The sequence below is a fragment of the Streptomyces longisporus genome, from assembly GCF_039532765.1.
Classification (GTDB): Bacteria; Actinomycetota; Actinomycetes; order Streptomycetales; family Streptomycetaceae; genus Streptomyces; species Streptomyces longisporus.
In genome coordinates, this window is record NZ_BAAASG010000006.1 from 269,170 (window position 1) to 292,663 (window position 23,494).

Consider the following 23,494-nt stretch of genomic DNA (forward strand, 5'->3'; position numbering starts at 1 on the left):
CGGGAGCGATCCTGAGGATCCAGTCGGCCATGCATGCCCGGACGCGTCATGGTCGATTCAGCCACTGCCGCCCGCGAAGGCGCCGGCCAGTTGATGCGCCCGTCAGATGTGGTGGGACATCCACACCACCTCGTGCCGTCGGCGACGGTTCACAGACCGGAGCCTGAGTCCCAGCCGTTACCGGCGCCGAAGTTGAGCGGGATGAACACCGGCGCCTCGATCTCGTGAATCCGGCCCGAGTGGATTTTGAATATCTCCAGCCACTGCGTGCTGAACGGCAACGGGTTCGTCAGCCGGTCAACGCCCGGATAACCCGTGAGCGGGACGGACCGGACGTCGCCGTTCTGTATGAACAGCGGAAACGCCGCTACGAGTCCCTTGACCTCGTCGATCACGATGGGCCGCCGCGGCCACACCTTCCACAGATCGGCGAAGAGGCCCGAATCGATCTGTTCGGCAGCACTGCGCACGCTCATGCCGTTCATGAGGATCTGCATCCGCTCCCGCTCATCTGCGGGCGTGTTCTGTGGAAGCAGCAGTTGAGGCGGCGTCGAGTTGCCGGTGGTCCGCAGACCCGTCTCATGTCGCACACAGTCGGCCGCGAACGGAGCGCGGCGGCTGTCCTCGCTCGTCAGTGCGTCGAAATAGGAGTCGGCGATCAACTGCAATTCGACGCGATCATTGCGCTGCTCGAGTGGCACATCCTGCAGGAGCGCATCACGGGGTCGCTCAAGATTCGCCCACGCCGCCGGCTGGATCATGTCAGTGAGGAGATGCTCAACTTCGATGATGCGTCCCTTCAGCACCCTGAGGCGTATGCCGGCGAGATACGGGCGTCCGCGAACCTCCAGCAACCCGCCGACGACGATCTGCTCGGAGACCGCGTCAACGACGTCGACGCGGAAGCCTTCCGGCGCTTTGGTCAGCGCCCGCCACAAGACCCCTTCACCCATCGGAATGGCGATGGTGTTCTCGGTCATGCGCACCTGCGGATCGAGGGGCAGTTCTGCGGGCGAGTGACTGAGCAAGGCGTCAAAGTATCGGTCGGCGAGCGACTTCAGCCAGCTCCGCGCTTCATCGCTCTCGTGGCCCGGCGTCCGCGCATGCGCCACTTCGGTCCCGCTGTCGGCGACAAAGCGGGGCACTGCCTCCGAGTCGATCGTGTGGACGTTCTTCATGACTTGTCCTCTCAACTCACCCACGCAGCAAAGGCTGCCGAAGGGAGAAGCTCACAAACAGGCGTACGCCAGCTTCCACAGATCGCGCGGCCCCTCGCCGCTCTGCATGAACGGCGGCTGCCTGGACGGAGCGGGATCATTCCGGTGCCTCCTTGCGCGCCTGCAACGCGATCTCTTCTGCTGCGACCGCGAGCAGCGCAGCCGACTTTTCGATGGCTGCCGCGTTATCGGGTCCGCTGGCGAGGGCAACAGTCAGGCTGCCGGCGATGCCGGGCCCGTCCTGCTTCAGCGGAATCGAAACGTGGAGGACGCCCGGGTCGGGTTCGTCCACACTGGCGGCGTAGCCGAGCTCGCGTACCGCCCGCATACGCCGCTTGATGGCAAGCCACTCGACATCATCTGACTCGACCCGCTGATAGATCGACCGGACGGCGCGCACCTCGAGCAGGGAGATGAGGGCCAGCCCTGGAGCTCCCCGGAACAGCGGGGCCAGACGCCCCCTGGCGAACGCGCCCTCCGGGAACGGCTCGGCGCCGATCCGATGCTCGTGCATCGTCATGGCGTAATCGCGGTAGATGCGGCTCACAAAGATCAGACCCGGACCGGTGTACTCCGCCGCCATCTTTATAACGGCGGGCTCCGCGGCGCGGATCAAGGGGTCGGAAAGGCGTAGCTGCCGTTCGTAGTGGATGATGCCAGGTCCGAGTAGGTAGCGACCGGGTCTGACACTGAAGATCAGTCCAACGGCCGCGAGGCTCCGAAAGTGCCTGTAGACAGTACTCTCGGACTGGCCCATGGCGGCACACGCTTGCTCCACCGTCCACTCCGGCCGGTCAGGCGTGAACAGGTCCATCACGGACAGCATCCGCTCCGAACTTGTTCCGTGTCGTTGTGTTTCCTCAGCCAATGCCATCTTCTCCCTCGAGTTGCCATCCACCGGATGACGCATGCAGTGGAAGCATCTCCCGGATCTCGTCGATGATCCGAATCTCGCTGTCCACGACCTTGAAGACTCCCATCATGTACATGGCTCCGGCGTCGGGCCGCGGATGGTTCGGGATGGGGTGGAAATCGACCACCACAAAGCTCGCCGCCACACCCAACTCCGTGTCGAGCACCGGGAATCGGCGCTCACGGGCACGCGGACGCGCGGCACGGGTGTCGTTGAGGGCAGACGCACAGCTGTGAACCTTGGCGTCCGGGGAAAGAAGCGTGCGCAATGTATTTGTGGTCTTGGCGCCGTTGTCGAACTTGTCGCACCGGTAGTTGAATCGAGGAATCAGCCCGTCACTCTGCTCGAGTCCTTCCCAGTACGAGTCCGCCACTGCGCGCAGTCCGTCGCGATCGACGCGGCGATCAGCGGGAACCACTGCCGAATAGATGATGTCAGGTTTCAGGAGGTGTGTGGCATCGGCGAAATGTCCATGGGCATCGGAACTGATGATGGCTTCCGCTTCGAGAATCAAACCCCCGCGCATGCGGACACGCTGCGCGAAAGGCTGTGGTTGACCACCTTCGATGGTGACCACGCCCATGCAGACCACTTGGCCCGTGAGCGGATCGGCGAAGCTCTGGATCCCCCCGAATTGCGGCGCCCGACGCCACAGTCCGTGGCCGATCTCCACGAGTGCACCGTTCTCGGTGCTGCGGAAGTCAGCATGCAATCCGAGCGCCTCAGGTGCGCCACTGGACAGTGCGGACAGATAGTCGGCGAGAAGGCCGGTCAGATCACTTGAGTCCATCACGATATACCTACAGGGGAGTGACCGAAATGAACGCGACCATAGTTGAGCGCAGCGCTGTCGGACTGATGCGCGAGATGGCCACGCAGCACCCCGACATTGCGCCAGTACCGGCCCAGCAACGCATCCTTCCTCGCCGCCGAAGAGCCCACCGTCCGGAACATGATGTCGACTGCCTCGTGCGCGAGATGGACGCTTTGCAGCATGACCATCGCCAGGCGCCGGCTGTCGTCTTCCGGACATGGTTCGCCTGTCGTGAACGTGCGATCCGCGAACTCCATGTAGTCGGCCGCGGTGTGCAGCAGCGCGGCTCGCGCCGTATCGACCATGGCGCGGCAACGTCCGAAGTTGAACTGGTACTCGGCCAGATCGGCACGTGAGGCCCCGGTCGGGCCGGTCGCCTTCCGCGCCCGGAAGGTCTCCTCGTAGACATCGAGCGCGCCTTCTGCGGCACCGACGATCACTGCGACGGACTCGGTGATGACGAAGGGCCGAGCGGGGCCGTAGAAGAGCGAACTGTCGCGGTAGACCTCGGCAGGGGGCATCGCCGCTGTCTGCGGATACGGCTTGGTCCGGTGCGCCGGCACGAAGACCTCGTTCATCACGACGCGGTTGGACCCGGTGCCCTGCATACCGATCACGTCCCAGTTCCGCACGATCTCGTAGTCGGCGCGTTCGAACAGCCCCATCCGCAAGGGCGAGTCACCCGGCCGGGGGTCGTCGACCAGGAACGTCAGCAGGATGTGCGTGGCGTGAGCGCACCCAGACGCGTAGTCCCACGCACCGCTCACCCGAAAGCCTCCCGGCACCGCCACACCGGTCCCCTGCGGCGCGGCCACCTCCGGCGCTCGGAAATCACCAAGGGCGCCGTACGCCTCCCGCTGGGCAGCAAGGGGGAAAGTAGCAAGCTGATGCACGTGTCCCGACACGATGGAGAGCACCCAGGCCGTTTCCGGACAGCCCCGCGCCACCGCCGTGACAAGGCGGACAAAGGTCGGCAGGTCGAAGCCGTAGCCACCGAACAGACGCGGCTGGATCACACGGTACAAGCCCGCCTCCACCATGACCCGGTGGGTCTCCGCCAGGACGTTTCCCGCCGCCTCCGTCTCCGCCTGGCAGTCGCGAAGCTGCCCGAGCATCTCCTCGGCACGCAGGATCAGTGCCCCTGGGGACAGATCGGGCTCCGGAGGCGCGATCGAAATGAATGGTGCCGTGCGCTGCTGCGCGCGCATCGGAGCGGTCATGATGTGCCTCTCCTTGTTGAATGGCTGCGGCGAGTGGCCGCGGATCACCATCGAGTGCTGCGGTGTGGGCACACTGGCCCGGCAACGACTGTTCGAGGTGACGGTCGGCTGTCGCGAGCGCTACCTGGCGACACGACGAGTCACGGTGCGATCGCGTCCCAGGCCGCCGACCATCACGCGAGCGATCAGGAGGTTTGAAGCTCGCGAGACCGGCCGTCGAGAGTGCCCTCGCAGGGCCAGCTCTTGACCTCCGGCAGGCACTTGTCGGCGAACAGACGCATGTTCCGCTTGGCTTCCTCGCGCGGCATGCCGCCGAAGTGGAAGTGCGGGAAGAATCCCTGCAGGTTCAGGTCGGCATTGATCCGCTCGAGCGCTTCGATCACCTCGGTCGGGTTCCCGGCCGGCATCACCTTTGCCGTGTTCTCGGCCATCTCCTCGATCTTCTCGGGCGAGATCCGCATCTTCGCGTAGAACTCGTTCCCCTTGGTCGTCCCGAAGCTCTCCTCGGCCATGCCGTAATTCTTCACCGCGGCGCGGAAGTTCACCCGGTGGTACTTGATGGACATCTCCTTGGCGCGGTCGCTGCTCTCGTCGACGAAGATGGTGCCCGACAGCATCGGCGAGGGGGCCGAACGTCGCGCACCGTGCGTCTCCCCCCACACCTGGTGGTAGGTGTCGACGTCGACACCGAGATTGGCGCGTGGCTCCGGATTGATGATCAGGACGCCGATGCCCAGCTCGGCAACGGTCCGAACCGATTCCGGCGAGCCGGCCGATCCGAATATGCGTCCCTCGAAACTTCTGAACGGCCGCGGACGCAGCTCGCGGCGAGGCTGCTTCGTGAGCTCGCCGCCTTCGATGACACCCGTCTCGAGCGCGGTGATGATCAGCTCGGCGTGCTCTCGATAGAGCTGACGGGTCTGGTTGATGTCGACCCGCAGGCCGTCGTACTCCATCTTCCCGAGACCACGGCCGAAGCCGAGCAACAGCCGACCCTCCGTGACGTTGTCGAGCCACAGCGCCTGTTCGGCGACGCGCACCGGGTCGTTCCACGGCAGCACCACGACCTGCGTTCCGAGCTTCACTTGCTTGGTCCTGCCCGCGAGATACGCGAGCGACTGCAACGGTGAGGGCGAGATGGAGTAGTTGGAGAAGTGATGCTCCGTCACCCAGATGGACTCGAAGCCAAGGCCCTCTGCCTCGATCGCCATGTCGAGGTCTTCCTTGAGGAACTGCCTGTCATCGACCTCGTTCCCGCTCTGGTGCTGAAAACCGGTCGCGATACCTACATGCATCATTCGCTCCTTCTGATCGGCCTGCCCGATCGCACTCCCAGATCGACCGCGCCATTTTGATCGTAACTTGTCACCATGTGAGAATAGAAGCTGTTTCTCACCCTGTGTTCTGAGGCGCCGAGCTTGAGGACTGGTCCGGCGCCTTCGTGCCTTCCGCCTCCAGGCGGTAGACCTCCCCCATGGGGCCGAGCGGGGGCAGCGCGAGGTCCGACGGGGTCCGGGCGAGAGCCTCCAGCCACGGATCGAACACGCTCGTTATGCGCTCATCGGTCGCCGACGAGGGGAGGGCGTAGAGCGGCCCGTCACGCAGTGCCTCATGGATTCGCTTCGCAAGAACCGCTTCATCCTCGCTCTCGTGAGTGAGGACGAGTGTCACCGCCAACCCCGTCGCGAGGAGTTCCGCCCGGAGCCCTTCGGTGAGGCCGACCAGGCTGCGGCCAAGCACCGAGTCCGCGCATCTGGCGCTGTCGGCAAAAAGTGCGGTCGTCGGCAGAACCACCGCGACGCCTGCGCCGCCGGAGGACGCGACACGACCGGGCACGAGCCCTCGGATGATGGTGAAAAAACGTCGAAGGGCCTGATGTACTTGCGTCGTCCAGTCGACCGAACTTGAGCCCCCGGGGCTCTGCGGAGCGATGGCAAGGACCAGCGGCGCGGCATCCGACGGGTCTCCCAGCTGCTCCGGCTCCTCCATCACTGTGTCGACCACCTTCATGTCGAGCACGTCCACCTGGCAGCCCAGAGCCGTCAGAGCGCGCCCCGCACGCGTCTCCCCCACGGGTTCGGCCAGAACGACCCGCTCCAGCCGGCGAGTCTTCCGCACAGGAGCGGCGAGTCGGGCCGCCCGCATGAGCGCATCGCGTCGCATCGTGACGACCGGTGCGATGCCGCCGTCGGTGAACACCATCGGCGCGTCTTCGTCGATCGCGTCGAGCACTCGCTTGCCGACGTCGCGAGGGTCGGCGCCTTTCGACAGCAGCTCGCGAGCCGCCTGCTGCGCCTTGGCGCGCTCGATGTCGTCACCCCGCAGGCCGCTGTCGCGATACGCCGCGGGACGCATCGTTTCATGGTCGTGAATGTTCGTATTCACCCCGGACGGGCACAGCGTCGTCACCCCGATGCCCTCCGCCGACAACTCCGAGCGCAGGCAGTCCATCACTGCGATTACGCCGAACTTCGCCGAGGAGTAGACACCGCCGTCGCTCGCCACCATGAGCCCGCCGGCGGAGGAGGTCGCCACGACATGACCGCCCGCGCCTCGTGCGCGCATGACGGGCAGCGCTGTCTCCAGTCCATTGGTGACCCCTTCCAGGTTGACTCCCATCAGCCACTCCCAGTCGGCCGGCCTGCTGTGCAGGATCGTCCCCAGAACCCCGATGCCGGCGTTCAGGCAGAGGACGTCGACAGCACCGAAACGGTCGCCAGTCGCCTCGACGGCATCGAGCCAGGCTTGCCGGTCGGTGACATCCAGTCGATGCGGCATCAGCCGGCTTCCGTGGCGGCGTAGTTGGTCCTGGGCATGAGCGAGGTGGTCGTCCCGCACATCGGCCACGACCACATTCATCCCCCGGTCGAGGAGTGCTTCGGCAATGCCGAGGCCGATGCCGCTGGCACCGCCGGTGACGATCGCCGTATTGCCCGGTACCGCCGCGGAGTGGGTGCGCATGTCCGCACTCCGCGGTTGCTTGCCCCTGGAGCCTTCCCCTGCGCCGCCTCTGCGTCGTACCTCGTCGTCCATGTCTTGGACGTTACCACGAAGCGACATGTATTGCCTCATGGTGAGAATCTATGTATGTTTTGGCGGGCCGGAGTGAGGTGCATCACGGTCAGGGGACCCCAAAAGGAACATCGGCGGGAAGCGACGAGCCCGCGCTTCGGCTCACAAGCCGACTCCGAGAGAGAGGACGAAGCGATGACGATGAACCCGGCAGACTTCCGAGCCGCCATGAGTCACTACCCGACGGCCGTCTGCGTGATCACGACCACCACCAGCGAAGGCGAGGCGGTCGGGATGACCGTCGGCACCTTCACCTCAGTGTCCCTGGATCCACCGCTGGTCGGCTTCTTTCCGGACAAGAAGTCCACGAGTTGGCCGCGCATCGCCCAGACCGGTCGGTTCTGCGTCAACCTCCTGGCCGACAACCAGGAGGACGTGTGCCGCAAATTCGCCGTGCGAGCACCGGACAAGTTCGCGGATGTCGTGCACCGCTTCTCCGAGCACGGCCTGCCCCTGGTGGACGGCGCGGTGGCCCACATCGAGTGTTCGATCCACAGCGTCGCCGAGGCCGGCGACCACTTCTTGGTACTCGGCGAAGTGGACGCCATGACGGTCGGCCGCTCCGCTTCGCCGCTCATATTCCACAAGGGCACCTACGCGCAAGTCGCCCCCACCGCGCGCCAAGTCGCTTGAGCCGTCCCCCCGACGCGCGGCGATTCCCTGACAACGAGGTGCTACGACGCCCGCCCGCGTGGACCGGGTGAAGCCGGGAGCAAGACACCATGGAAAGAGGACACGTGCCGCAGTTTCGAGCAGACGCCTTCGGCCCTGGCGCCGTTCCCGAGGATGTGGCCGCCTACAACGCGGCCATGGCCCGGCAATTCGGCGATCCTCCAGACATCTGGGACGTCGGCATCGACCGAGCACGCAGCGGCGGCTTCATGCCGCTGCCACCGCCCTCGCCTCGTGCGTTCGACATCCAGATCGCCGACCGCCTGTCCCTTCACGTGGTCCCGAGCGCTTGCCCCCGGGCCGTGCTGCTGCACATCCACGGCGGCGGCTTCATACTCGGCGGTGCGGCGCACCAGGATGTCCTCCTGGAGAGGATGGCGGATGCGGTCGGGGTGACATGCGTCAGTGTCGAATACCGGCTGGCACCGGAGAATCCGTACCCGGCCGCATGGGACGACTGTGCAGAAGCCGCTCAGTGGCTGCTGAAGCACGCAGGGGAGCGATTCGGAGCCGAGACCTTCCTCATCGCCGGCGAGTCCGCGGGCGCGTTGCTGGCAGTGGCGACCCTTCAGGACCTGCGCAACCGTGGCCTAGCGGAACGTTTCCGCGGGGCAGCGCTCAGTTTCGGGGTCTACGACTCGACGATGACACCGAGCCAGACGCGCGCACGCACAGGAACGCTCAAGGCCGCGAGCATCGCGAAAATCGTCGATGCCTATGCTCCCGAGGTCTCCCGGCGTCGCGACGCGGACCTGTCACCGCTGTACGGCGACCTCAGCGAGATGCCGCCCGCGCTGTTCACCGTGGGCACATTCGATGCCATGCTCGACGATTCGATGTTCATGTACTGCCGCTGGCTCGCTGCCGGCGGCCGTGCCGAACTCGCGCTCTACCCAGGAGCGGACCACGCGTTCATCGAGACCGCGCATCCCTCGGCGAGTGAGGCCAACGCGCGTATCGATCGATTCCTGGCGTCCTGCATCGAGTCGCACTGACCGCCGGCATCCTGCCTCGCTTTCTTGCTCATCTGCCATCTCACCTTCCGCACCGACTTAGGGACATCGCCATGAGGATCAATCCGTTCCAGGACAAGGCCGCGCAGCATCGCACAGGCGTCGAGAGGAGTGGGGGGAGACCCACCTGCGGGCCGACCGATCCTCCGGACAACGGGTGGGGGTGGCGGCGCGCACACGTCGGCTTCGTCGCAGGCGTGGGCGCGATGGGACTGCTCCTGGCTGCTTGTGGTTCATCGACCGGCTCCAGCAGCGGGTCGCCCAAGACAGTCGTCTTCTCGTCGCCGTCGCTGTCGATCGCGCAGATGAAGTCGATGGCTTCAGCACTCAAGACGGAGGCCCGTGCCGACGGCTGGAAGGCGGTGACCCAGGACCCGAACTCGGACGCTCAGGAACAGGCAAGGCAGCTGAGCGCGGTGGTCTCCTCCGGCTCGGCCGGCGCACTGTTCATCGTCGCGATCTCGCCGTCTTCGCTCAGGCAGGTCGTGCGCGACGCACAGGCCAAGGGCATCCCGGTGGTGACCACCGGTACGCCGGCGGATTACGGATTCGACGGCCTCCAGCCCGGCATCACCTTCGACGCCATCGACTACAAGGCGTACGGGGAGGCTGTCGGCCGAGAGCTCGGCACGTGCATCAACGAGAAGCTCGGGGGCAAGGCCGAGGTGGTGTGGGGCCTCCCGGTGGTCGGCTCGGGCGGCAAGGAGGAGATGGAGAAGGCTCAGAAGGCGGCGCTCCAGGCCACTGCACCGAAGGCCAAGATCGTCACCGAGATCGCCTCGAGCACGCTTCAAGCGGCTCAGACCGACGTCGGTAACGCGCTACAGGGCCACCCCCACGCCAACGCTGTGTTGGCCAGCGTCGACGAAGTCGGGCTCGGCGCCATCAGTGCCTTCGCCTCGGCGGGGAAGAAGCTCCCATGCCTGGCGGATGCCGGCGGTAACCCGCAGATCGTAGCGGCGACCAAGGCAGGCAAGATCTACGCCACCGTCGCCCTCCAGTTCCAGCCGGACGTCGCCCAGTGCTTCAACGCCCTGGTGGCCATGCGGTCCGATAAGAAGCAGACCGGCAAGCAGCTCCATGTCCCGCAGCAGGTCATCAAGGCAGATAAGTGAGACAAGTCATGACTCTCTTGGTGAATCACGATGACGCGCAGATCGGCCTCGACGAGGAGACCAAGGACTCCGCCCAGATCCGGGCGCTCGTCTTCGTCCGCGACCGCGGCATCGTCGTGCTGTGGATCGCACTGATCATCGCGTTCTCGATATGGGCGAGTCCGTACTTCGGCACGTGGGACAACGCCGTGCTGATCGCCAACGCCGCCGCCGTGGCCGCGCTGTATGCCGCCGGAGTGGGCGTTGGCGTCATGTCCGGCTCGCTGGACATCTCGATTCCGGGGGTGGCCGCGCTGGCCGGGGTCGTCTGCGGCAAGCTGGTGAGCAGCCAAGGCTCGGTGTGGTTGGGTATCGTCGTCGCGCTGCTGGTCGGTGTGACCTTCGGGATCATCAACGGGCTGATCGCGCTCCGCGGGTACAACCCGCTCATCATCACCATCGGCACGTTGTCGGTCACATCCGGACTGGCCTCGGTGGTGGCCGGTGGGTACGCCATCCCCGGTCTCACCCAGCTCACGTTCATGGGCTCCAGCAGGTATCTCGGCATCCCGGCGCCGGTATGGATCGTGATGGTGCTGTACGTCGTGCTCACGCTGTTCATCACCCAGACCCGGCACGGCCTGCGCATCATGGCTGTCGGAGGAAACATGGAGGCGGTACGCCGTTCCGGCATCCACAGCAACGTCTACCGCGTCCTGGGCTTCGCCATCGGCAGCTTCTGCGCCGCGCTGGGCGGGCTGGTCTCGACCGCCGTGGCTACGGAGGCCGATCCGTCCGCCTCGCCGGGCATCATCTTCACCGCGCTGACTGCCGTGGCGCTCTCCGGTGTGGCCCTGACCGGGGGCCGGGGCAGTCTGCCCAGGGTGCTCGTGGGGGCGCTGATCCTGGCCACCATCTCCAACGCGCTGACCATTAAGGGTATCCAGCCGTACTGGAGCACCGTTGTCACCGGTCTGCTGCTGCTGTTCGCCCTCGGCATGGAGAGCAGCGTCAAGGCCGCCGTGGAGCGACGGCTGATGAATGCCGCTTCGGCTTCGGCCCACTCTGGGAGGCAGTGATCGCGATGACATCGACGACAGACGCAGCACCCGCGCTCAGGTTGAGCGGGATCGACATGCACTACGGCTTCGTGCGAGCCCTGGACCAGATCGACTTCCATGTGATGAACGGTGAAGTCGTGGCACTTCTGGGCGACAACGGCGCCGGAAAGTCCACGTTGCTCAAGGTGATGTCCGGCGCGCACCAACCCACCGCGGGCACCATCGAAGTGCACGGCCGCGAGGTGGAGTTCCCTTCGCCGAGTGCGGCCACCCACGCGGGGATCCAGATGGTGTACCAGGACTTGGCCCTGGTGGAGGCTCAGGACATCGCCACGAATCTGACCCTGGGCCGAGAGATCCTGCGCAAACCTCCGCTGGGCTGGCTCGGCTTCGTGGACAAGAAAGCACAGCGCATGCGGTCCCAGGCCGATCTGGACCGGCTCGGCGTGAGGACCGCCGCGATGACCCGACCGGTGGAAATGCTCTCCGGCGGTCAACGCCAGGTCGTTGCTCTGGCCCGCAGCGCCACCCGGGTCTCCGGCGAGCGAAGCGGCGTCATGCTGTTGGACGAGCCTACGGCGGCGCTTGGCTACGAGCAGACCAAGCAGGTCGAGTCGCTCATCATGCGCATGGCCGACGACGGCATCGCCTGTGTGCTGGTAACCCACAACCTGCCGCTGGCCATGGAGGTGTCGAGCCGTTTCGTGGTGCTCAACCGCGGCCGCAAGTACGCAGACATCCCCAAATCCGAGGCGAGCCCCGAAGCGCTCGTTGGCTGGATCACCGGGGCTCGCCCCTCCATGTTCGCCTGAGCTTGACTCTGAAGCTGATCGGAAAATCGATGTGCGGGAGGGCAGGCGGCAGCATCCGGGCCGCTTGTGGGCCGAAAGACGGTGAGACGAGACGGTCTGGCTGATGCTGGTGTGAGGGCGACTTTGTGGCCGAGGTTGCGGGTTTTGCGGCCGGGGTCAAGGTGGCGGCGGTGCCAGTCGGCGCCGAGCGCCTGGTAGGAGGCGTCCGGGTCGTTCATCAGGTGTCGGGCGATGACGAGTGTCGAGCGGGCGACGGCGACCAGAGCTTTGGCATGGCCGCGGCGTCTTGACGATGCGCCGGTAGCGGGCGCCGAGGAAGGTGTCGGTGCGGGCGGCGGCGTTGGCGGCCTCACCGAGCGCGCCCTTGAGCCAGGGATTACCCGGCCCGGCCGGCCCCGAGGTGTTCTTCGCTCCGGACGGACTGGATCGTGCGAGGGCACAACTTGGCCCATGACATCACACGTTCAAGGGTGGGGAAGCGGCTCATGTCGGCGCCGATCTCGGCGGGGATGATCCACGCGGTGGCCAGCCCGATGCCGGGAACGGCGTCCAGCTTCTCGGCCAGAGTCCGCGCACTGACCGCGGCGGCCTCGTCCCCGGTGCTTGTGCTGCCTGGCGGGGTGGTGATCTCCTCCAACATCCGGGCGATCAGCCGGTCGAGTTCGTCGATCTGCGCGGTGAGGTGATCGACGGTGGACTGCAGCACCCTCAGCAGCCGGGCGTGGTGGTCTTCGAACTGCCCGGTGAGGGCCTCGATGAGGGCCGGCTTCTTCTTGACCAGCTTGCCCTTGGCGAGGTCGGCCAGGGTGCGCGGGGTGCGTTCCCCGGCGACCATCGCGTCGAGCATGGCCCGCCCGGACATGACGAACAGGTCCGAGACAACGCCGGACAGTTTGATCTGCGCGTCCTGCAGGGCCTTGTCGACGCGGGTGCTTGTGCCGGGTACGTTCCTGGACGAACACGGTGCGGGTGCGGGTGAAGTCCCGCAGCTGTCGCACCGGCGTCGGTGGGACGAACGAGGCGCGGACCATGCCGCGTTCGGCGAGTTTGGCCAGCCAGACCGCGTCCAGCCTGTCGGTCTTCGGGCGTCCGGGGACGTTCTTCACGTCACGGGCGTTGACGAGCCAGCAGTCCAGGCCGCGGCCTCGATCAGATAGAAGAACGGGCGCCAGTACGAGCCTGTCGCTTATGACCACCCGCTCGACGCCCTGGCACACAAGCGGGTCGCCGAGTTCGAGGATTCGACGGGGACCGGCGCCTCCGGCACCACCCCATACGCTGGCAGACAGGCAGGTAGCGGCACGACGGCATGCGGGGTCGTCCTCTTACGGTAGTTGCGCCGACGCTCGGCGAGGAACTCCTCGATCACCTGGTCTGTCAGGGCTGCCGGTTCCAGACCGCGGGCGCCCATCCAGCGGCTCAAGTGGGCCGTGAGCTGCATCAGTTCACAGCCGACTTGGGGGTGTAGCCCTGGCGCAGCACCGTGGTGCACACGCTGGCCGCGTCCGGAGCCAGCGGCCCGGTCACCACCACTCGCGACGGATCACGCTCATACATGACCGCCCTCCCAACTGGGCGTCCACCAGTCAGGCAGGCCGAGCCGCCGCACGCGACCCCTGGGTTATTCCGATCGATCTACGCTTGCTTACCACCTCTACCTGCACGGTCTGTGTCAGCTTGGGATAACGCGAAGCTCGGAACAGTACGAGCATCTGCCCCGCAGTTCGGAGTCGCGGGTGTACCGGGCGATGACCTGGCACGGCTGGAGGCGCGGGAACGGGAGGTCACCGTGCAGGCCGAGACGGTGCGGGAACAGATCACGCAGCTGACCGCCCAGCTCGACGAACTCGGCCGGGCCACCGAAGGAGTCCGGATCACCCGCAAGACACTGCTGGCGCTGCCCGACCCCGGGCCGCCCGCGCCGCCGGCACCCAAACTGCCGGACCATCCGGCCTACCAGCAGATCATGGCGGTGTTCATCGCGGCCGACCATCCGCTGCGTGCGCGGCATGTGTGCGAGGCGATGGATGTGGCGGTCACGCCCAACAGCATCAACAACGTCCGCCTCAAGCTCGAGCGGTTGGCCGGCCGCGGGATCCTGGCCGAGACCGAGCCAGGCGTGTTCACCCATCCCCGGCCGTAGCCCACCGACGACGCCACGACCTGCCCGCTTGCCCCGCACGAAGCGAAAAATAAGGCATCAAGTCTCATACCGCCCTCTCAGACATGTCGCGGGCTACACAGTGGTCAACCTTGTCGCCTTGGAAAACCGCCCGGAGAGGGTCTCGGCAACGGCTGTCGCGACCGCGGTGGGGCCCGCCCTCGTGACCACCGACGACGTACCGACGGGCGGTCGAGGCCTGACCATGACCTGCATTGTCGATGCGCGCGTGACGCAGAAGGCGAACACTTCGGAACTGGTCTTCGACGTCGCTACCGTCATCGCGCATGTCAGCGGCGCTGTCACTCTGTTGCCCGGCGATCTGATCACGACGGGAATGCCGGCAGGGGCGGGTGGCGGGCGAGTACCCGAATCGACCGGCGGCGCGGGACCCGAGGTGATCAGCGTGATCAAGGGCGTGGGCGAACTCGGAAACACCCTGGTGGGGGCCTGGCCGTGGTGATCCGGGGGAGCGCTTTCGGCCATAGATCTGACTCCCCGTCAGTTCCCAGCGTTCTTTCCCCGCCTCCACAGGCAGGGCGGCAACAGTGAGGCCGCGGCCCGGACCAGGGCCTCAGAGCCGCAGTCTGCCGTCCCCTCACGCCCGAGGAAGCCATGACTCCCACCCCCCATCTCACCGAGACCACCGCCCGCCCGGAGCGCTTGGCCCCGTTCCAGCAGGTCGAGCGGTCCCTTCAGCCACAGGCCGGTACCGCGACGGTCGACATCGTCGTGCCGGTCTACAACGAGGAACGCGCACTGCCCGGCTGCCTGCGCACACTCCACGCCCGACTGGCGGCGGACTTCCCCTTTCCATGGCGGATCACTGTCGCCGACAACGCCAGCACCGACGAGACCCTCGCCACCGCCCGTCGCCTCGCCGACGAACTGCCGGGCGTCGGCGTCGTCCACCTCGACCGCAAGGGCCGCGGGCTCGCCCTGCGCACCGTCTGGGGCGCCAGCGACGCGGACATCGTCGCGTACATGGACGTGGACCTGTCCACCGGCCTCGACGGGCTGCTTCCGCTGGTCGCACCCCTGGCCAGCGGTCACTCGGACCTCGCCATCGGTTCCCGGCTGGCACCAGGGTCGCGCACGGTGCGCGGCCCGCGCCGCGAGTTCATCTCCCGCTGCTACAACGGCATCATCCGGCTCACGCACGGCGTCCGGTTCACCGACGCCCAGTGCGGATTCAAGGCGGCCCGCACCGAGGTGCTGCGGCCGTTGCTGCAAGTGACCCGCAACGACGCGTGGTTCTTCGACACCGAGCTGCTGCTGCTCGCCGAGCACAACGGACTGCGTGTCCACGAGGTCCCCGTCGACTGGGTCGAGGACGTCGACACCCGGGTGGACGTGGTGAACACCGCCACCGACGACCTGCGGGGCCTGTGGCGGATGGCGCGGCTCAAGGCATCCGGCGGCGCCCGGGTCGACGTACCGTCTCGCCCCGCACCGGCCGCCGAGCACCCCGACGCGGTCCTCGCACCCGCTACCCGACGTGGCGCGTTGTCGTGGGAGGTCGGCTGCTTCCTGGCGATCGGTGTCCTCTCCACGGTCGGGCAGGCGCTGCTGTACTGGCTGCTGCGAGGTTGGTGGAGCCCGGCCGTCGCCAACCTGGTCTCGCTGTTCGTCCTCACCGTCCTCAACGCGGAGGCGAACCGACGTCTCACCTTCCGGTACTCCACTGCTCCGCCCGCGCGGGCGCACCTGGGCGCCGGGGGCCTGTTCGTCCTGGGCTACCTGGTCACCTCCGGCGCGGTGCTGTGGTTCAAGTCGATCGACCCCGGGGCCTCGACAGCCGCGGAGACCGCGATCCTCGCCACGGCATCCGTCGCGGTCACCTGCGTGCGCTTCGCCGTGCTGCGGCTGGCCGTCTTCACCAGCGCCCCCCGCCGTACCCGTTGACGAGAGCGACTTCCGACATGAGCAATCCCACGCACCTCAAGCCCGTAACGGCCGCCTCAACACCCGACGATTCGCCTGCGTTCGTCCGCTCGCTGCCCGCCTGGGCGGCACCGGTGGCACTCGGAGCGATCCTCGTGCTCGCGGCCGTCCTATACGGCTGGGCACTGGGTTCCCTGGACTGGGCCAACAGCTACTACTCTGCGGCCGTGAAGTCGATGGGGAAGAGCTGGACCAACTTCCTCTTCGGCTCGTACGACCCGGCCGGGGTGATCACGGTCGACAAGCCGCCGGCCGCGCTGTGGCCGCAGGTGATCAGCAGCAAGATCTTCGGGCTGCACGGCTGGGCGCTGGTGCTGCCGCAGATGATCGAGGGCGTGGCAGCGATCCTCGTCCTGCACCGCACCGTGCGGCGCTGGGCGGGGGAGGGGGCGGCGCTGATCGCCGCGCTGGTGCTCACTCTCACGCCCATCACCGTGGCCATCAACCGGGACAACAACCCCGACACGCTGCTCGTCCTGCTGCTGGTGTCCGCGGCGTACGCGCTCACCCGCGCGTTGCAGGCCGAGGGTAGGACCGCGTCCTGGTGGCTGTGTGCGAGCGGCTTCCTGATCGGGTGCGGGTTCCTCACCAAAATGCTCGCCGCCTGGATGGTCATTCCCGCGTTCACTCTCGCCTGGCTCGTGGGAGGAAGCGGCCCCTGGATACCGCGAGTGCGGCGTCTGCTGGGCGCGGGGGCCATCCTGGCGGCGTCCTCCTTGTGGTGGGTCGCCATGGTCGCCCTGTGGCCGGGCGACCGCCCCTACATCGGCGGCAGCAAGGACGGTTCGGCCTGGGATCTCGTGGTCGGCTACAACGGCCTGGGCCGGGTCTTCGGCTCGAGCGACGGGATGTCCCAGACCATGGGCGGGTTCGGCGGCGGGTTCGGTGGCGCGTCAGGCCTGGGCCGGTTGTTCAACGCGCAGGTGGGCGGCCAGATCAGCTGGCTGCTGCCGGTCAGCGCACTGGCCTTGGCCGTCGCCCTGGTAGGCGTGGTGATGCGTCGACGCGGCATGCTGTCCGCCGACGCCCTGCTGCCGGCCTCAGGCTGGCTGCTGTGGGGGACCTGGCTGGTGGTCTGCGCGGCCGTGTACTCGACACAGAAGGGCATCTTCCACCCCTACTACACCACTCAGCTCGCTCCGGCGATCGCCGCCCTGTGCGGCGGACTGACCGCAGCCCTGGTCCGTGTCCACCGTGCCGGCGTGCGCTGGGCGCCCCTGGTGGGCGTGGCCGCGGTCGTGGTCAGCGCGGTCTGGGCCGTGGCACTGGTCCGCCGTGACTCCGACTGGAACGGCTGGCTGGTGTGGCCGGTCCTGCTGCTCGGCTGCGCCGCGGTCGTCCTGCTGCTCCTCGCGCGGCGGCGTGGCAGGCTGCTGACGGTCGCCGTGGGTGCCGCCGTCGCGTCGGTCCTGGTGGCCCCGGGAGCGTGGGCGGTCAGCGTACCGGGCTCGACATCCGCGATGGGCGGCTCCAACCCGACGGCCGGTCCGACGGTGTTGGGCTTCGGCGGGGGCGGCCGCATGCCCCGGCTGAGCGGGAACGACGGCGACCTTCCGTCGGGGATGCCGTCGGGGATGCCGTCGGGCTTCCCGGGTGGTGACGCGCCTTCGGGACAGTCCGGTCAGCCCTCCTCCGGCGATGTTCCTTCGGGAATGCCGTCAGGAATGCCGTCCGGTATGCCCACAGGGGGAGCGAACGGCATGCCCGGCATGCCCGGAGGCTCGACCTCGGGAGACAGCGACATGCCGTCGTTCCCCGGCGGCGGTTCCGGGAAGGCCCCGAGCGGACGCGGCGGCTTCGGCGGTGGCGCGGAACTCACCAGCGAGCAGCGCAAGATCCTCGACTACGCAGTGGAGCACGCACCTCACGCCCGCATCAAGCTCGCCGTCGAAGGCGGTGCCATGGCCGCCAGCTCCTACATCCTGGGCTCGGACGAGACCGTCATCGGCATGGGCGGTTTCACGACCATGGACAACGCGCCGTCGGTGGACCAGTTGAAGGAGTGGACGAAGAGCGGGGAACTACGCTACGTCCTGGGCTCCGACACGAACAGCGGCGGCCTGCCGCCCATGACCGGGTCGGGCAACCACAGCAAGCAGCGTTCCGACTGGATCGCCGACAACTGCACCAAGGTTCCGGCATCGGCGTACGGCGGCACGTCGTCAAAGAAGACCAGCGGTAGCGCGATGGGCTTCGGAGCAGGAGCCGACGTGCTCTACGACTGCGCCGCCAAGTAGGCGACGCCGGAGCAACGAGGACCACACGGGAGAACGGACCAGCATCACGTCATGACCGAGCAGTCCGCAACGACTCGTCCGCGACATCGGCTTCTCGTGGTCGAGGACGAGCCCAGCATCCGCACCCTGCTGGAGGCGACGCTCCGCCTGACCGGATACGAGGTGAGCAGCACCGACACCGGACAGTCCGCCCTCGTCGAGGTCGAACGCCTGCGACCGCACCTGGTGCTGCTCGACGTGATGCTGCCCGACCTGGACGGCTTCGAGGTGACCCGCAGGCTGCGGGCGGCGGGTGACGAATGTCCGATCCTGTTCCTGACCGCCCGCACCGGCACCGACGAGCGCATCCAGGGCCTGAGCGTCGGCGGGGACGACTACGTCTCCAAACCGTTCAGCATCGAGGAGGTGCTGCTGCGTATCGAAGCCATCCTGCGCCGCACGGCACCGGTGGACGCGGCACTCCCACCACCGAGCGTCCTGCGCTACGCCGACCTCGAACTCGACGAGGGCGCTCACGAGGTGCATCGCGCGGGACAGTACATCGCCCTGTCCCCGACCGAGTTCAAGCTCCTGGCCTACCTCCTGTCCAACGCCGGCCAGGTGGTGAGCAAGGTCCAGATCCTCGACCACGTCTGGAGCTACGACTTCGCCGGTGACGCCAGGATCATCGAGACGTACGTCCGCTACCTGCGCAGGAAGATCGACTGCTTCGAGCCGCCGCTCATCCAGACGGTGCGCGGCGTCGGGTACTGCCTGCGGCTGCCCCGCGACCACGAGGGGACGCCGGAGCAGTGATTCTTCGGCTGCCCCGACCGCCCGGCTCACTGCGACAACGACTGATCCTCGGCGTCACTGTCCTTGCCACGGCGGCGGTCCTGATCTCCCAGGCCATCGGCTACGTGGTGCTCCGCTCCTGGCTGCTCGATCGCGTCGACGAGCAGCTGGTGGAGTTCCACCCCCCGACCCCGGCCTTCTACGACGCCCTCCGTGGCGCTTTCCCCGCGCCGGCCGAGCGCCCGGACGTACTGCCGTCGGATTTCCACATCTACTTCTACGACTCCTCCGGGCATCGCCTGAACAACTCCCTCGGCTCCGAGGCAAAGCCGGGGCCTCGGCTGGCCGATCAGGCGCAGGACCTCGGCCTGAGGGACGGGTACCCGGAAACCGTGTCCGCCACCAGCGGTGACGGCCACTGGCGGGTGTTGCTCAATCCCGGCCCGGACGGCATGAGTGCGGTGGTCACCCTGCCGCTCGACACCGTCGACGGCGCCACCTCGAAGCTGCTGTGGCTGAACGCCGTGCTGCTCGCCGTCACGATCGCCGGCCTGCTCGCCCTGGGCCGGTGGGTGGTCAGGCTGGGACTGCTGCCCCTGACCAGGACGGAGCGGACTGCCCAGGACATCACCGCGGGCCGGCTCGACCTGCGACTGCCGGACACCGACCCGCGCACCGAGATCGGACGGCTCGGCCGGGTGTTGAACTCCATGCTCGACAAACTGCAGACCGCCCTGCTGGCCCGCGAGACCTCCGAGGCACGGCTGCGCCGGTTCGTCGCGGACGCCGGGCACGAACTGCGCACTCCGCTCACCGCCATCCAGGGGTACGCCCAGCTCGCGCTGCGTCCGGAACGGCGCCCGGAGCGTGAACTGCGTGAGGCCAACCGGTTCATCGCGCAGAACGCGGAACGCATGAGCCTGCTCGTCGACGACCTCCAACTGCTCGCGACCCTGGACCGCGAACCCTCCTACCGCAAAGAACGGGTCGACCTGCTCTCGCTCGCGGCGGACGCGGTGAGCGCGGCCGCCGTCCACAGCCAGTCCCATCCCGTCGACCTCGGGCCGCTGCACACTCCGGCAGATCCGGGCGGCACCGAGGAACTCGACGTGGCCGAGACGGTCGGCGACACACGCCGACTGGGCCAGATCCTGGAGAACCTGCTGTCCAACGCCCGCATCCACACCCCGCCGGGCACCCGGGTCCACGTACGGGTGGGCACGACAGAGACCGGACCCGGAACGGGCGGCACCGACCGGCCGGGACGCACCTCGGCCTCGCCGCCGCTCCCGGAGCGCCTCCCGGTCAGCGTGATCGAGGTGGCGGATGAAGGACCGGGCCTCGCCCCCGTCGACGCCGAGCACGTCTTCGAGCGCTTCTACCGGGCCGACCCCGCCCGCTCCCGCAGCCACGGCGGGAGCGGCCTCGGCCTCGCCATCGCCGCGGCCATCGCCCAGGGCCACGGCGGCCGTCTCGAACTCGACACCGTCCCGGGAGAGGGCTGCACCTTCCGCCTGGTCCTCCCCGCAGCCGACTTCGGGCAGGGCCGTCGATGAGTCTGTGTCTTCGGCTGCCAGAGGCGATGCGCGGTGCTCGCGCCGGTACGGGCGGCCGACGTTCCGACAGACCGTCGGCCGCGCCGCGTCATGGCTGCGCCGAGGGTTGTCAGGCGCCGGCAGCGGGCGGCCCGGGCGGGTCCGCCGTCGGCTGGGTCCCTGCCGCCGGGGCTGGTGCAGAGCTCTCGTCCTCGGTGGCGGCCTGGTGGACACGCGGGTAGCGCGGCAGCGCGAAGATCAGCAGGAGGCCCGGCAGGCCCATGCCGAGCAGGACGAACAGGGGCACGTCGTAACCGCCGGTCTGTTCAGCCATGTTCTGCGCCACGATCGGAGTGAGGCCGACGCCGACCAGCGTGACCAGTTCCAGCGTCATGCCCTGGATATGTCCGAAGTCGCGCAGTCCGAAGTACCGGCAGCGAGATGGGGGCCGAGGGCAGATTCGGCGCCGCGGCGAAGACTACGGCGATGCCGACCACGACACAGAGTATGAAGGGAGCGAAGGCGCGGGGGTCTTGGAACGGTCGAGGCCCAATGCGTGCGGCCGGGAAGCTGAAATCCTTCCGCCGGGACGTATTCCCTGCCTGTCCCAGGATCTCGTTGCCGGCCGTCCGCCCGGCGCCCTCGGTGTCCGGATCCTGCCAAGGTCGACCGTGGTTACGGCAGGATGGTGCGGGCGCTCGCCGTAGTCGCCCCCGGTGCTTGGTGATCACCATCTCGTCGCAGTCCGGCAAATCGGGCATGTTCATATCGAACTGGCAGAGCCCGTACGGGATGTACTCGCGTGCCGCTGCCCGCCGAGGCTGTCAGCTGTGCTCGATGCTCTGTTCGGCCCAGATCGTCTTGCCCATGGTGGTGTGGCGGGTGCCCCAGCGCTGGGTCGGCTGAGCGACCAGGGGCAGGCCGCGACCACCCTCGTTCTCCGCCGCGCTCCGTTCCTTACGGCTGAGGCGCCTGGCATCGTGGGTTTGCGATTTCGGCACCTCGCGTGCGTGACCGTGGGCGCGGTCGGCCACCATGACAGGACGATGTCTCCCTCACGTTGCGTCGGATGCTGTCATGCGTGTTCCAGCGTCCGTCGGCCGGTGTTGGTGTCGGGCCCGGTTGCGGGTGCTCGGCGGCGGGTGGTCAGACGTCGTACCGCCCGGCAGATCAGGGGCCAGGCTCCTTGTGGGGCGAAGCGTACGATCGCGATCAGCAGGATGCCTTCGATGACCAGGGACAGGGTCTGCTGGTCCTGGAGCAGACGGGTCAGTCCGTAGTAGACGACGCCGACGCCGACCACGGGTCCGAGCACCGTGCCGGCGCCGCCGACGACTGGCATGAGCACGGCGTTCAGGCTCCAGTTGACGCTTGCCACGCCGTCCGGGGAGATGACGACGAACTGGAAGGCGATCACCGCTCCGGCCAGGCCGGTAACCGCGCTGGTGGGTACCAGGGCGGCGAGCCGATGCCGGTAGACCGAGACGCCGAGGCCTGCGGCGGCCGGTTCGTTGTCGCGTACCGCGGCGAGCCGCAGGCCGAAGGCGCTGTGCCGGACGTAGAGGGTGAGGGCCATGGCCAGCGTGGCGACGACGACCGCGATCTGGTAGAGGTTGCCGCCGCTGGGGATCCGGTCCACGGGGAGGGTGAGGCCGCTGGCGCCGCCGGCCCAGTTCCAGTTGCTGAGCAGGGCCTGGAGGGCGATGGAGACGGCCAGGGTGCCCACGGCGAAGTAGTCGCCCCGCAGCCGCAGCAGTGGTACCGCGAGCAGCAGGGCGAGCAGGGCCGCGCCGACGCCCGCGCCGAGGAAGGCCACCGGCCAGGGCAGGCCGGTGTGCACCAGGATCAGGGCCGTGGTGTAGCCACCTGCCGCCATGAACGCGGCCGCGCCGAGCGAGATCTGGCCGCTGAAACCGGCCAGTACGTTCCAGGCCTGGGCAATCGTCAGATACGTCAGCAGTGTGACGCTCAGATCCAGCTGCCCGAGGGAGAGCGCCGGGGCGAGCGCGAACGCGGCGATAGCCACGATCGCGAGGGTGGCAACGTGCCACAGGCCCCTCGGTGCACCTTGTAGGACGCGCGGGGTTTTCATCCGGTGGCCGCCTTTCGGAACAGGCCCTGCGGGCGTACGGCGAGGACAAGGAAGAAGGCGAGATAGACGACGACGTCGCGCATCCCGCCGCCGAACAGCTGGACACTGACCGACTGCAGGACGCCGAGGGCGATGCCGGCGACGACGACCCCGCCGACGCTGCCGATGCCGGCCAGGGCCATCACGGCCATTCCGGTCAGCAGCAGCGGCAGCCCGCTGGTGGGAGTGAAGCTCTGGGCGACGCCGGTCAGGACTCCGCCGGCCGCGGCCAATGCGGCGGCGCCGGCGAAGGTCAGCGCGTACACCTGGGGCACGTTGATGCCGAGCACGGCGGCGGTGGCCGGGTCCGCGGAGGCGGCCCGGACCGCGCTCCCGGCGCGCGTGCGGGTCAGGATCAGGTGGGTGGCGGCGCACAGGACGGTGGTCAGCCCGAAGGCGATCAGGTAGATCGTCTGGATCCGTACGCCGAGGATCGAGACGCCGGAGGTGGCGTAGGAGGCGGGCAGGCTCTTGGGGTGGGTGCCGAACACGCCCTGGAACAGTGCCTGGGCGAGCAGGGACAACCCGAAGGTGCCCACGAGCGGTGCGCTCTTGTCCCCTCTCAGGAGGGGTGTGAGCAGGTACCGCTGGAGCGGGTAGGCGATCAGGGCGACGCCCGCCATGGCGAGCGGGAGGGCCAGCAGCGGGTCCCTGCCGGCGCCCACCACCAGCAGGGACGCCAGGTAGGCACCGCCGATGACGAGCTCGCCGTGTGCCAGGTTCATCAGGCCCAGTACGCCGAACACGAGCGAGATGCCCAGTCCGATCAGGGCGTACAGGCCGCCGGCGAGGATACCGGCGGCCAGGACGTCGAGGCTCACGAT

22 protein-coding genes and 1 pseudogene are annotated in these 23,494 nt (G+C 67.8%); 11 read left to right on the forward strand and 12 right to left on the reverse strand.

What is annotated here, in order from left to right; genetic code table 11:
- Nucleotides 1-149: 149 nt before the first annotated feature.
- The 6 genes from ABD355_RS11105 to ABD355_RS11130 all read right to left on the reverse strand — a co-directional run bounded on the left by ABD355_RS11105 (nucleotide 150) and on the right by ABD355_RS11130 (nucleotide 7,125).
- Nucleotides 150-1,178, reverse strand: coding sequence for a DUF8021 domain-containing protein (locus ABD355_RS11105; protein ID WP_344400013.1), 1,029 nt, complete (start codon nucleotides 1,176-1,178; stop codon nucleotides 150-152).
- Between the two features lie 136 nt (nucleotides 1,179-1,314).
- Nucleotides 1,315-2,127, reverse strand: coding sequence for a helix-turn-helix domain-containing protein (locus tag ABD355_RS11110; RefSeq protein ID WP_344400014.1), 813 nt, complete (start codon nucleotides 2,125-2,127; stop codon nucleotides 1,315-1,317).
- The gene (locus ABD355_RS11115) at nucleotides 2,078-2,920 is read right to left on the reverse strand and encodes a DUF8021 domain-containing protein (RefSeq protein WP_344400015.1); all 843 of its coding nucleotides are present in this window, start codon (nucleotides 2,918-2,920) and stop codon (nucleotides 2,078-2,080) included. The genes ABD355_RS11110 and ABD355_RS11115 overlap by 50 nt, the downstream gene beginning before the upstream one ends.
- A complete protein-coding gene (locus ABD355_RS11120; RefSeq protein ID WP_344400016.1) occupies nucleotides 2,920-4,164 on the reverse strand; it encodes an acyl-CoA dehydrogenase family protein in 1,245 nt (414 codons plus the stop codon). Before ABD355_RS11120 ends, ABD355_RS11115 begins: the two co-directional genes overlap by 1 nt.
- 185 nt (nucleotides 4,165-4,349) lie before the next feature.
- Entirely contained in the window at nucleotides 4,350-5,459 is a 1,110-nt protein-coding gene (locus ABD355_RS11125; RefSeq protein WP_344400017.1) for an LLM class flavin-dependent oxidoreductase, read from the reverse strand.
- 97 nt (nucleotides 5,460-5,556) lie between these two features.
- Complete coding sequence (locus tag ABD355_RS11130) at nucleotides 5,557-7,125, reverse strand: SDR family NAD(P)-dependent oxidoreductase (RefSeq protein WP_344400018.1); 1,569 nt, start codon at nucleotides 7,123-7,125, stop codon at nucleotides 5,557-5,559.
- Between the two features lie 246 nt (nucleotides 7,126-7,371).
- Here ABD355_RS11130 and ABD355_RS11135 point away from each other — a divergent pair, with 246 nt between their 5' ends.
- From ABD355_RS11135 to ABD355_RS11155, 5 genes are all read left to right on the forward strand, one after another.
- On the forward strand, nucleotides 7,372-7,869 hold the full coding sequence (locus tag ABD355_RS11135; protein ID WP_344400019.1) for a flavin reductase family protein: 498 nt from the start codon (nucleotides 7,372-7,374) through the stop codon (nucleotides 7,867-7,869).
- 104 nt (nucleotides 7,870-7,973) lie between these two features.
- On the forward strand, nucleotides 7,974-8,903 hold the full coding sequence (locus ABD355_RS11140) for an alpha/beta hydrolase (protein ID WP_344400020.1): 930 nt from the start codon (nucleotides 7,974-7,976) through the stop codon (nucleotides 8,901-8,903).
- Nucleotides 8,904-8,974: 71 nt separating this feature from the next.
- Nucleotides 8,975-10,036 carry a sugar ABC transporter substrate-binding protein gene (locus ABD355_RS11145; protein WP_344400021.1) on the forward strand — a complete coding sequence of 354 codons (1,062 nt, stop codon included), beginning with the start codon at nucleotides 8,975-8,977 and terminating at the stop codon, nucleotides 10,034-10,036.
- 8 nt (nucleotides 10,037-10,044) lie between these two features.
- Nucleotides 10,045-11,094 (forward strand): ABC transporter permease, encoded by a 1,050-nt coding sequence (locus ABD355_RS11150; RefSeq protein ID WP_344400022.1) that lies wholly within the window; start codon nucleotides 10,045-10,047, stop codon nucleotides 11,092-11,094.
- A gap of 5 nt (nucleotides 11,095-11,099) precedes the next feature.
- Complete coding sequence (locus ABD355_RS11155; RefSeq protein WP_344400111.1) at nucleotides 11,100-11,888, forward strand: ATP-binding cassette domain-containing protein; 789 nt, start codon at nucleotides 11,100-11,102, stop codon at nucleotides 11,886-11,888.
- A 376-nt stretch (nucleotides 11,889-12,264) separates the two neighbouring features.
- Here the strand turns inward: ABD355_RS11155 and ABD355_RS11160 are convergent, their stop codons facing one another.
- Together ABD355_RS11160 and ABD355_RS44635 are read right to left on the reverse strand one after the other, a co-directional pair.
- A complete protein-coding gene (locus tag ABD355_RS11160) occupies nucleotides 12,265-12,750 on the reverse strand; it encodes a transposase (protein WP_344400023.1) in 486 nt (161 codons plus the stop codon).
- A gap of 79 nt (nucleotides 12,751-12,829) precedes the next feature.
- Nucleotides 12,830-13,105 (reverse strand): annotated as a pseudogene (locus tag ABD355_RS44635) (IS110 family transposase); the annotation flags it as partial.
- Nucleotides 13,106-13,677: 572 nt separating this feature from the next.
- Here ABD355_RS44635 and ABD355_RS11165 point away from each other — a divergent pair.
- From ABD355_RS11165 to ABD355_RS11190, 6 genes are all read left to right on the forward strand, one after another.
- The gene (locus ABD355_RS11165) at nucleotides 13,678-14,031 is read left to right on the forward strand and encodes a hypothetical protein (RefSeq protein ID WP_344400024.1); all 354 of its coding nucleotides are present in this window, start codon (nucleotides 13,678-13,680) and stop codon (nucleotides 14,029-14,031) included.
- Nucleotides 13,916-14,512 carry a fumarylacetoacetate hydrolase family protein gene (locus ABD355_RS11170; RefSeq protein ID WP_344400025.1) on the forward strand — a complete coding sequence of 199 codons (597 nt, stop codon included), beginning with the start codon at nucleotides 13,916-13,918 and terminating at the stop codon, nucleotides 14,510-14,512. Before ABD355_RS11165 ends, ABD355_RS11170 begins: the two co-directional genes overlap by 116 nt.
- A gap of 152 nt (nucleotides 14,513-14,664) precedes the next feature.
- Nucleotides 14,665-15,954 (forward strand): bifunctional glycosyltransferase family 2/GtrA family protein, encoded by a 1,290-nt coding sequence (locus ABD355_RS11175; protein WP_344400026.1) that lies wholly within the window; start codon nucleotides 14,665-14,667, stop codon nucleotides 15,952-15,954.
- A gap of 17 nt (nucleotides 15,955-15,971) precedes the next feature.
- Entirely contained in the window at nucleotides 15,972-18,230 is a 2,259-nt protein-coding gene (locus ABD355_RS11180) for an ArnT family glycosyltransferase (protein WP_344400027.1), read from the forward strand.
- A gap of 51 nt (nucleotides 18,231-18,281) precedes the next feature.
- Complete coding sequence (locus tag ABD355_RS11185; protein WP_344400028.1) at nucleotides 18,282-19,025, forward strand: response regulator transcription factor; 744 nt, start codon at nucleotides 18,282-18,284, stop codon at nucleotides 19,023-19,025.
- Nucleotides 19,022-20,560 (forward strand): sensor histidine kinase, encoded by a 1,539-nt coding sequence (locus tag ABD355_RS11190; RefSeq protein ID WP_344400029.1) that lies wholly within the window; start codon nucleotides 19,022-19,024, stop codon nucleotides 20,558-20,560. Before ABD355_RS11185 ends, ABD355_RS11190 begins: the two co-directional genes overlap by 4 nt.
- 109 nt (nucleotides 20,561-20,669) lie before the next feature.
- Here ABD355_RS11190 and ABD355_RS11195 read toward each other — a convergent pair whose 3' ends face one another.
- The 4 genes from ABD355_RS11195 to ABD355_RS11210 form a co-directional block, all read right to left on the reverse strand.
- Nucleotides 20,670-20,933 carry a hypothetical protein gene (locus ABD355_RS11195; RefSeq protein ID WP_344400030.1) on the reverse strand — a complete coding sequence of 88 codons (264 nt, stop codon included), beginning with the start codon at nucleotides 20,931-20,933 and terminating at the stop codon, nucleotides 20,670-20,672.
- Nucleotides 20,934-21,363: 430 nt separating this feature from the next.
- Nucleotides 21,364-21,576: an ATP-binding protein gene (locus ABD355_RS11200; RefSeq protein ID WP_344400031.1), complete on the reverse strand. Its 213-nt coding sequence runs from the start codon at nucleotides 21,574-21,576 to the stop codon at nucleotides 21,364-21,366.
- A 38-nt stretch (nucleotides 21,577-21,614) separates the two neighbouring features.
- Entirely contained in the window at nucleotides 21,615-22,565 is a 951-nt protein-coding gene (locus tag ABD355_RS11205; RefSeq protein WP_344400032.1) for a branched-chain amino acid ABC transporter permease, read from the reverse strand.
- A gap of 62 nt (nucleotides 22,566-22,627) precedes the next feature.
- Nucleotides 22,628-23,491 (reverse strand): branched-chain amino acid ABC transporter permease, encoded by an 864-nt coding sequence (locus ABD355_RS11210; protein WP_344400033.1) that lies wholly within the window; start codon nucleotides 23,489-23,491, stop codon nucleotides 22,628-22,630.
- Between the last annotated feature and the right edge of the window lie 3 nt (nucleotides 23,492-23,494).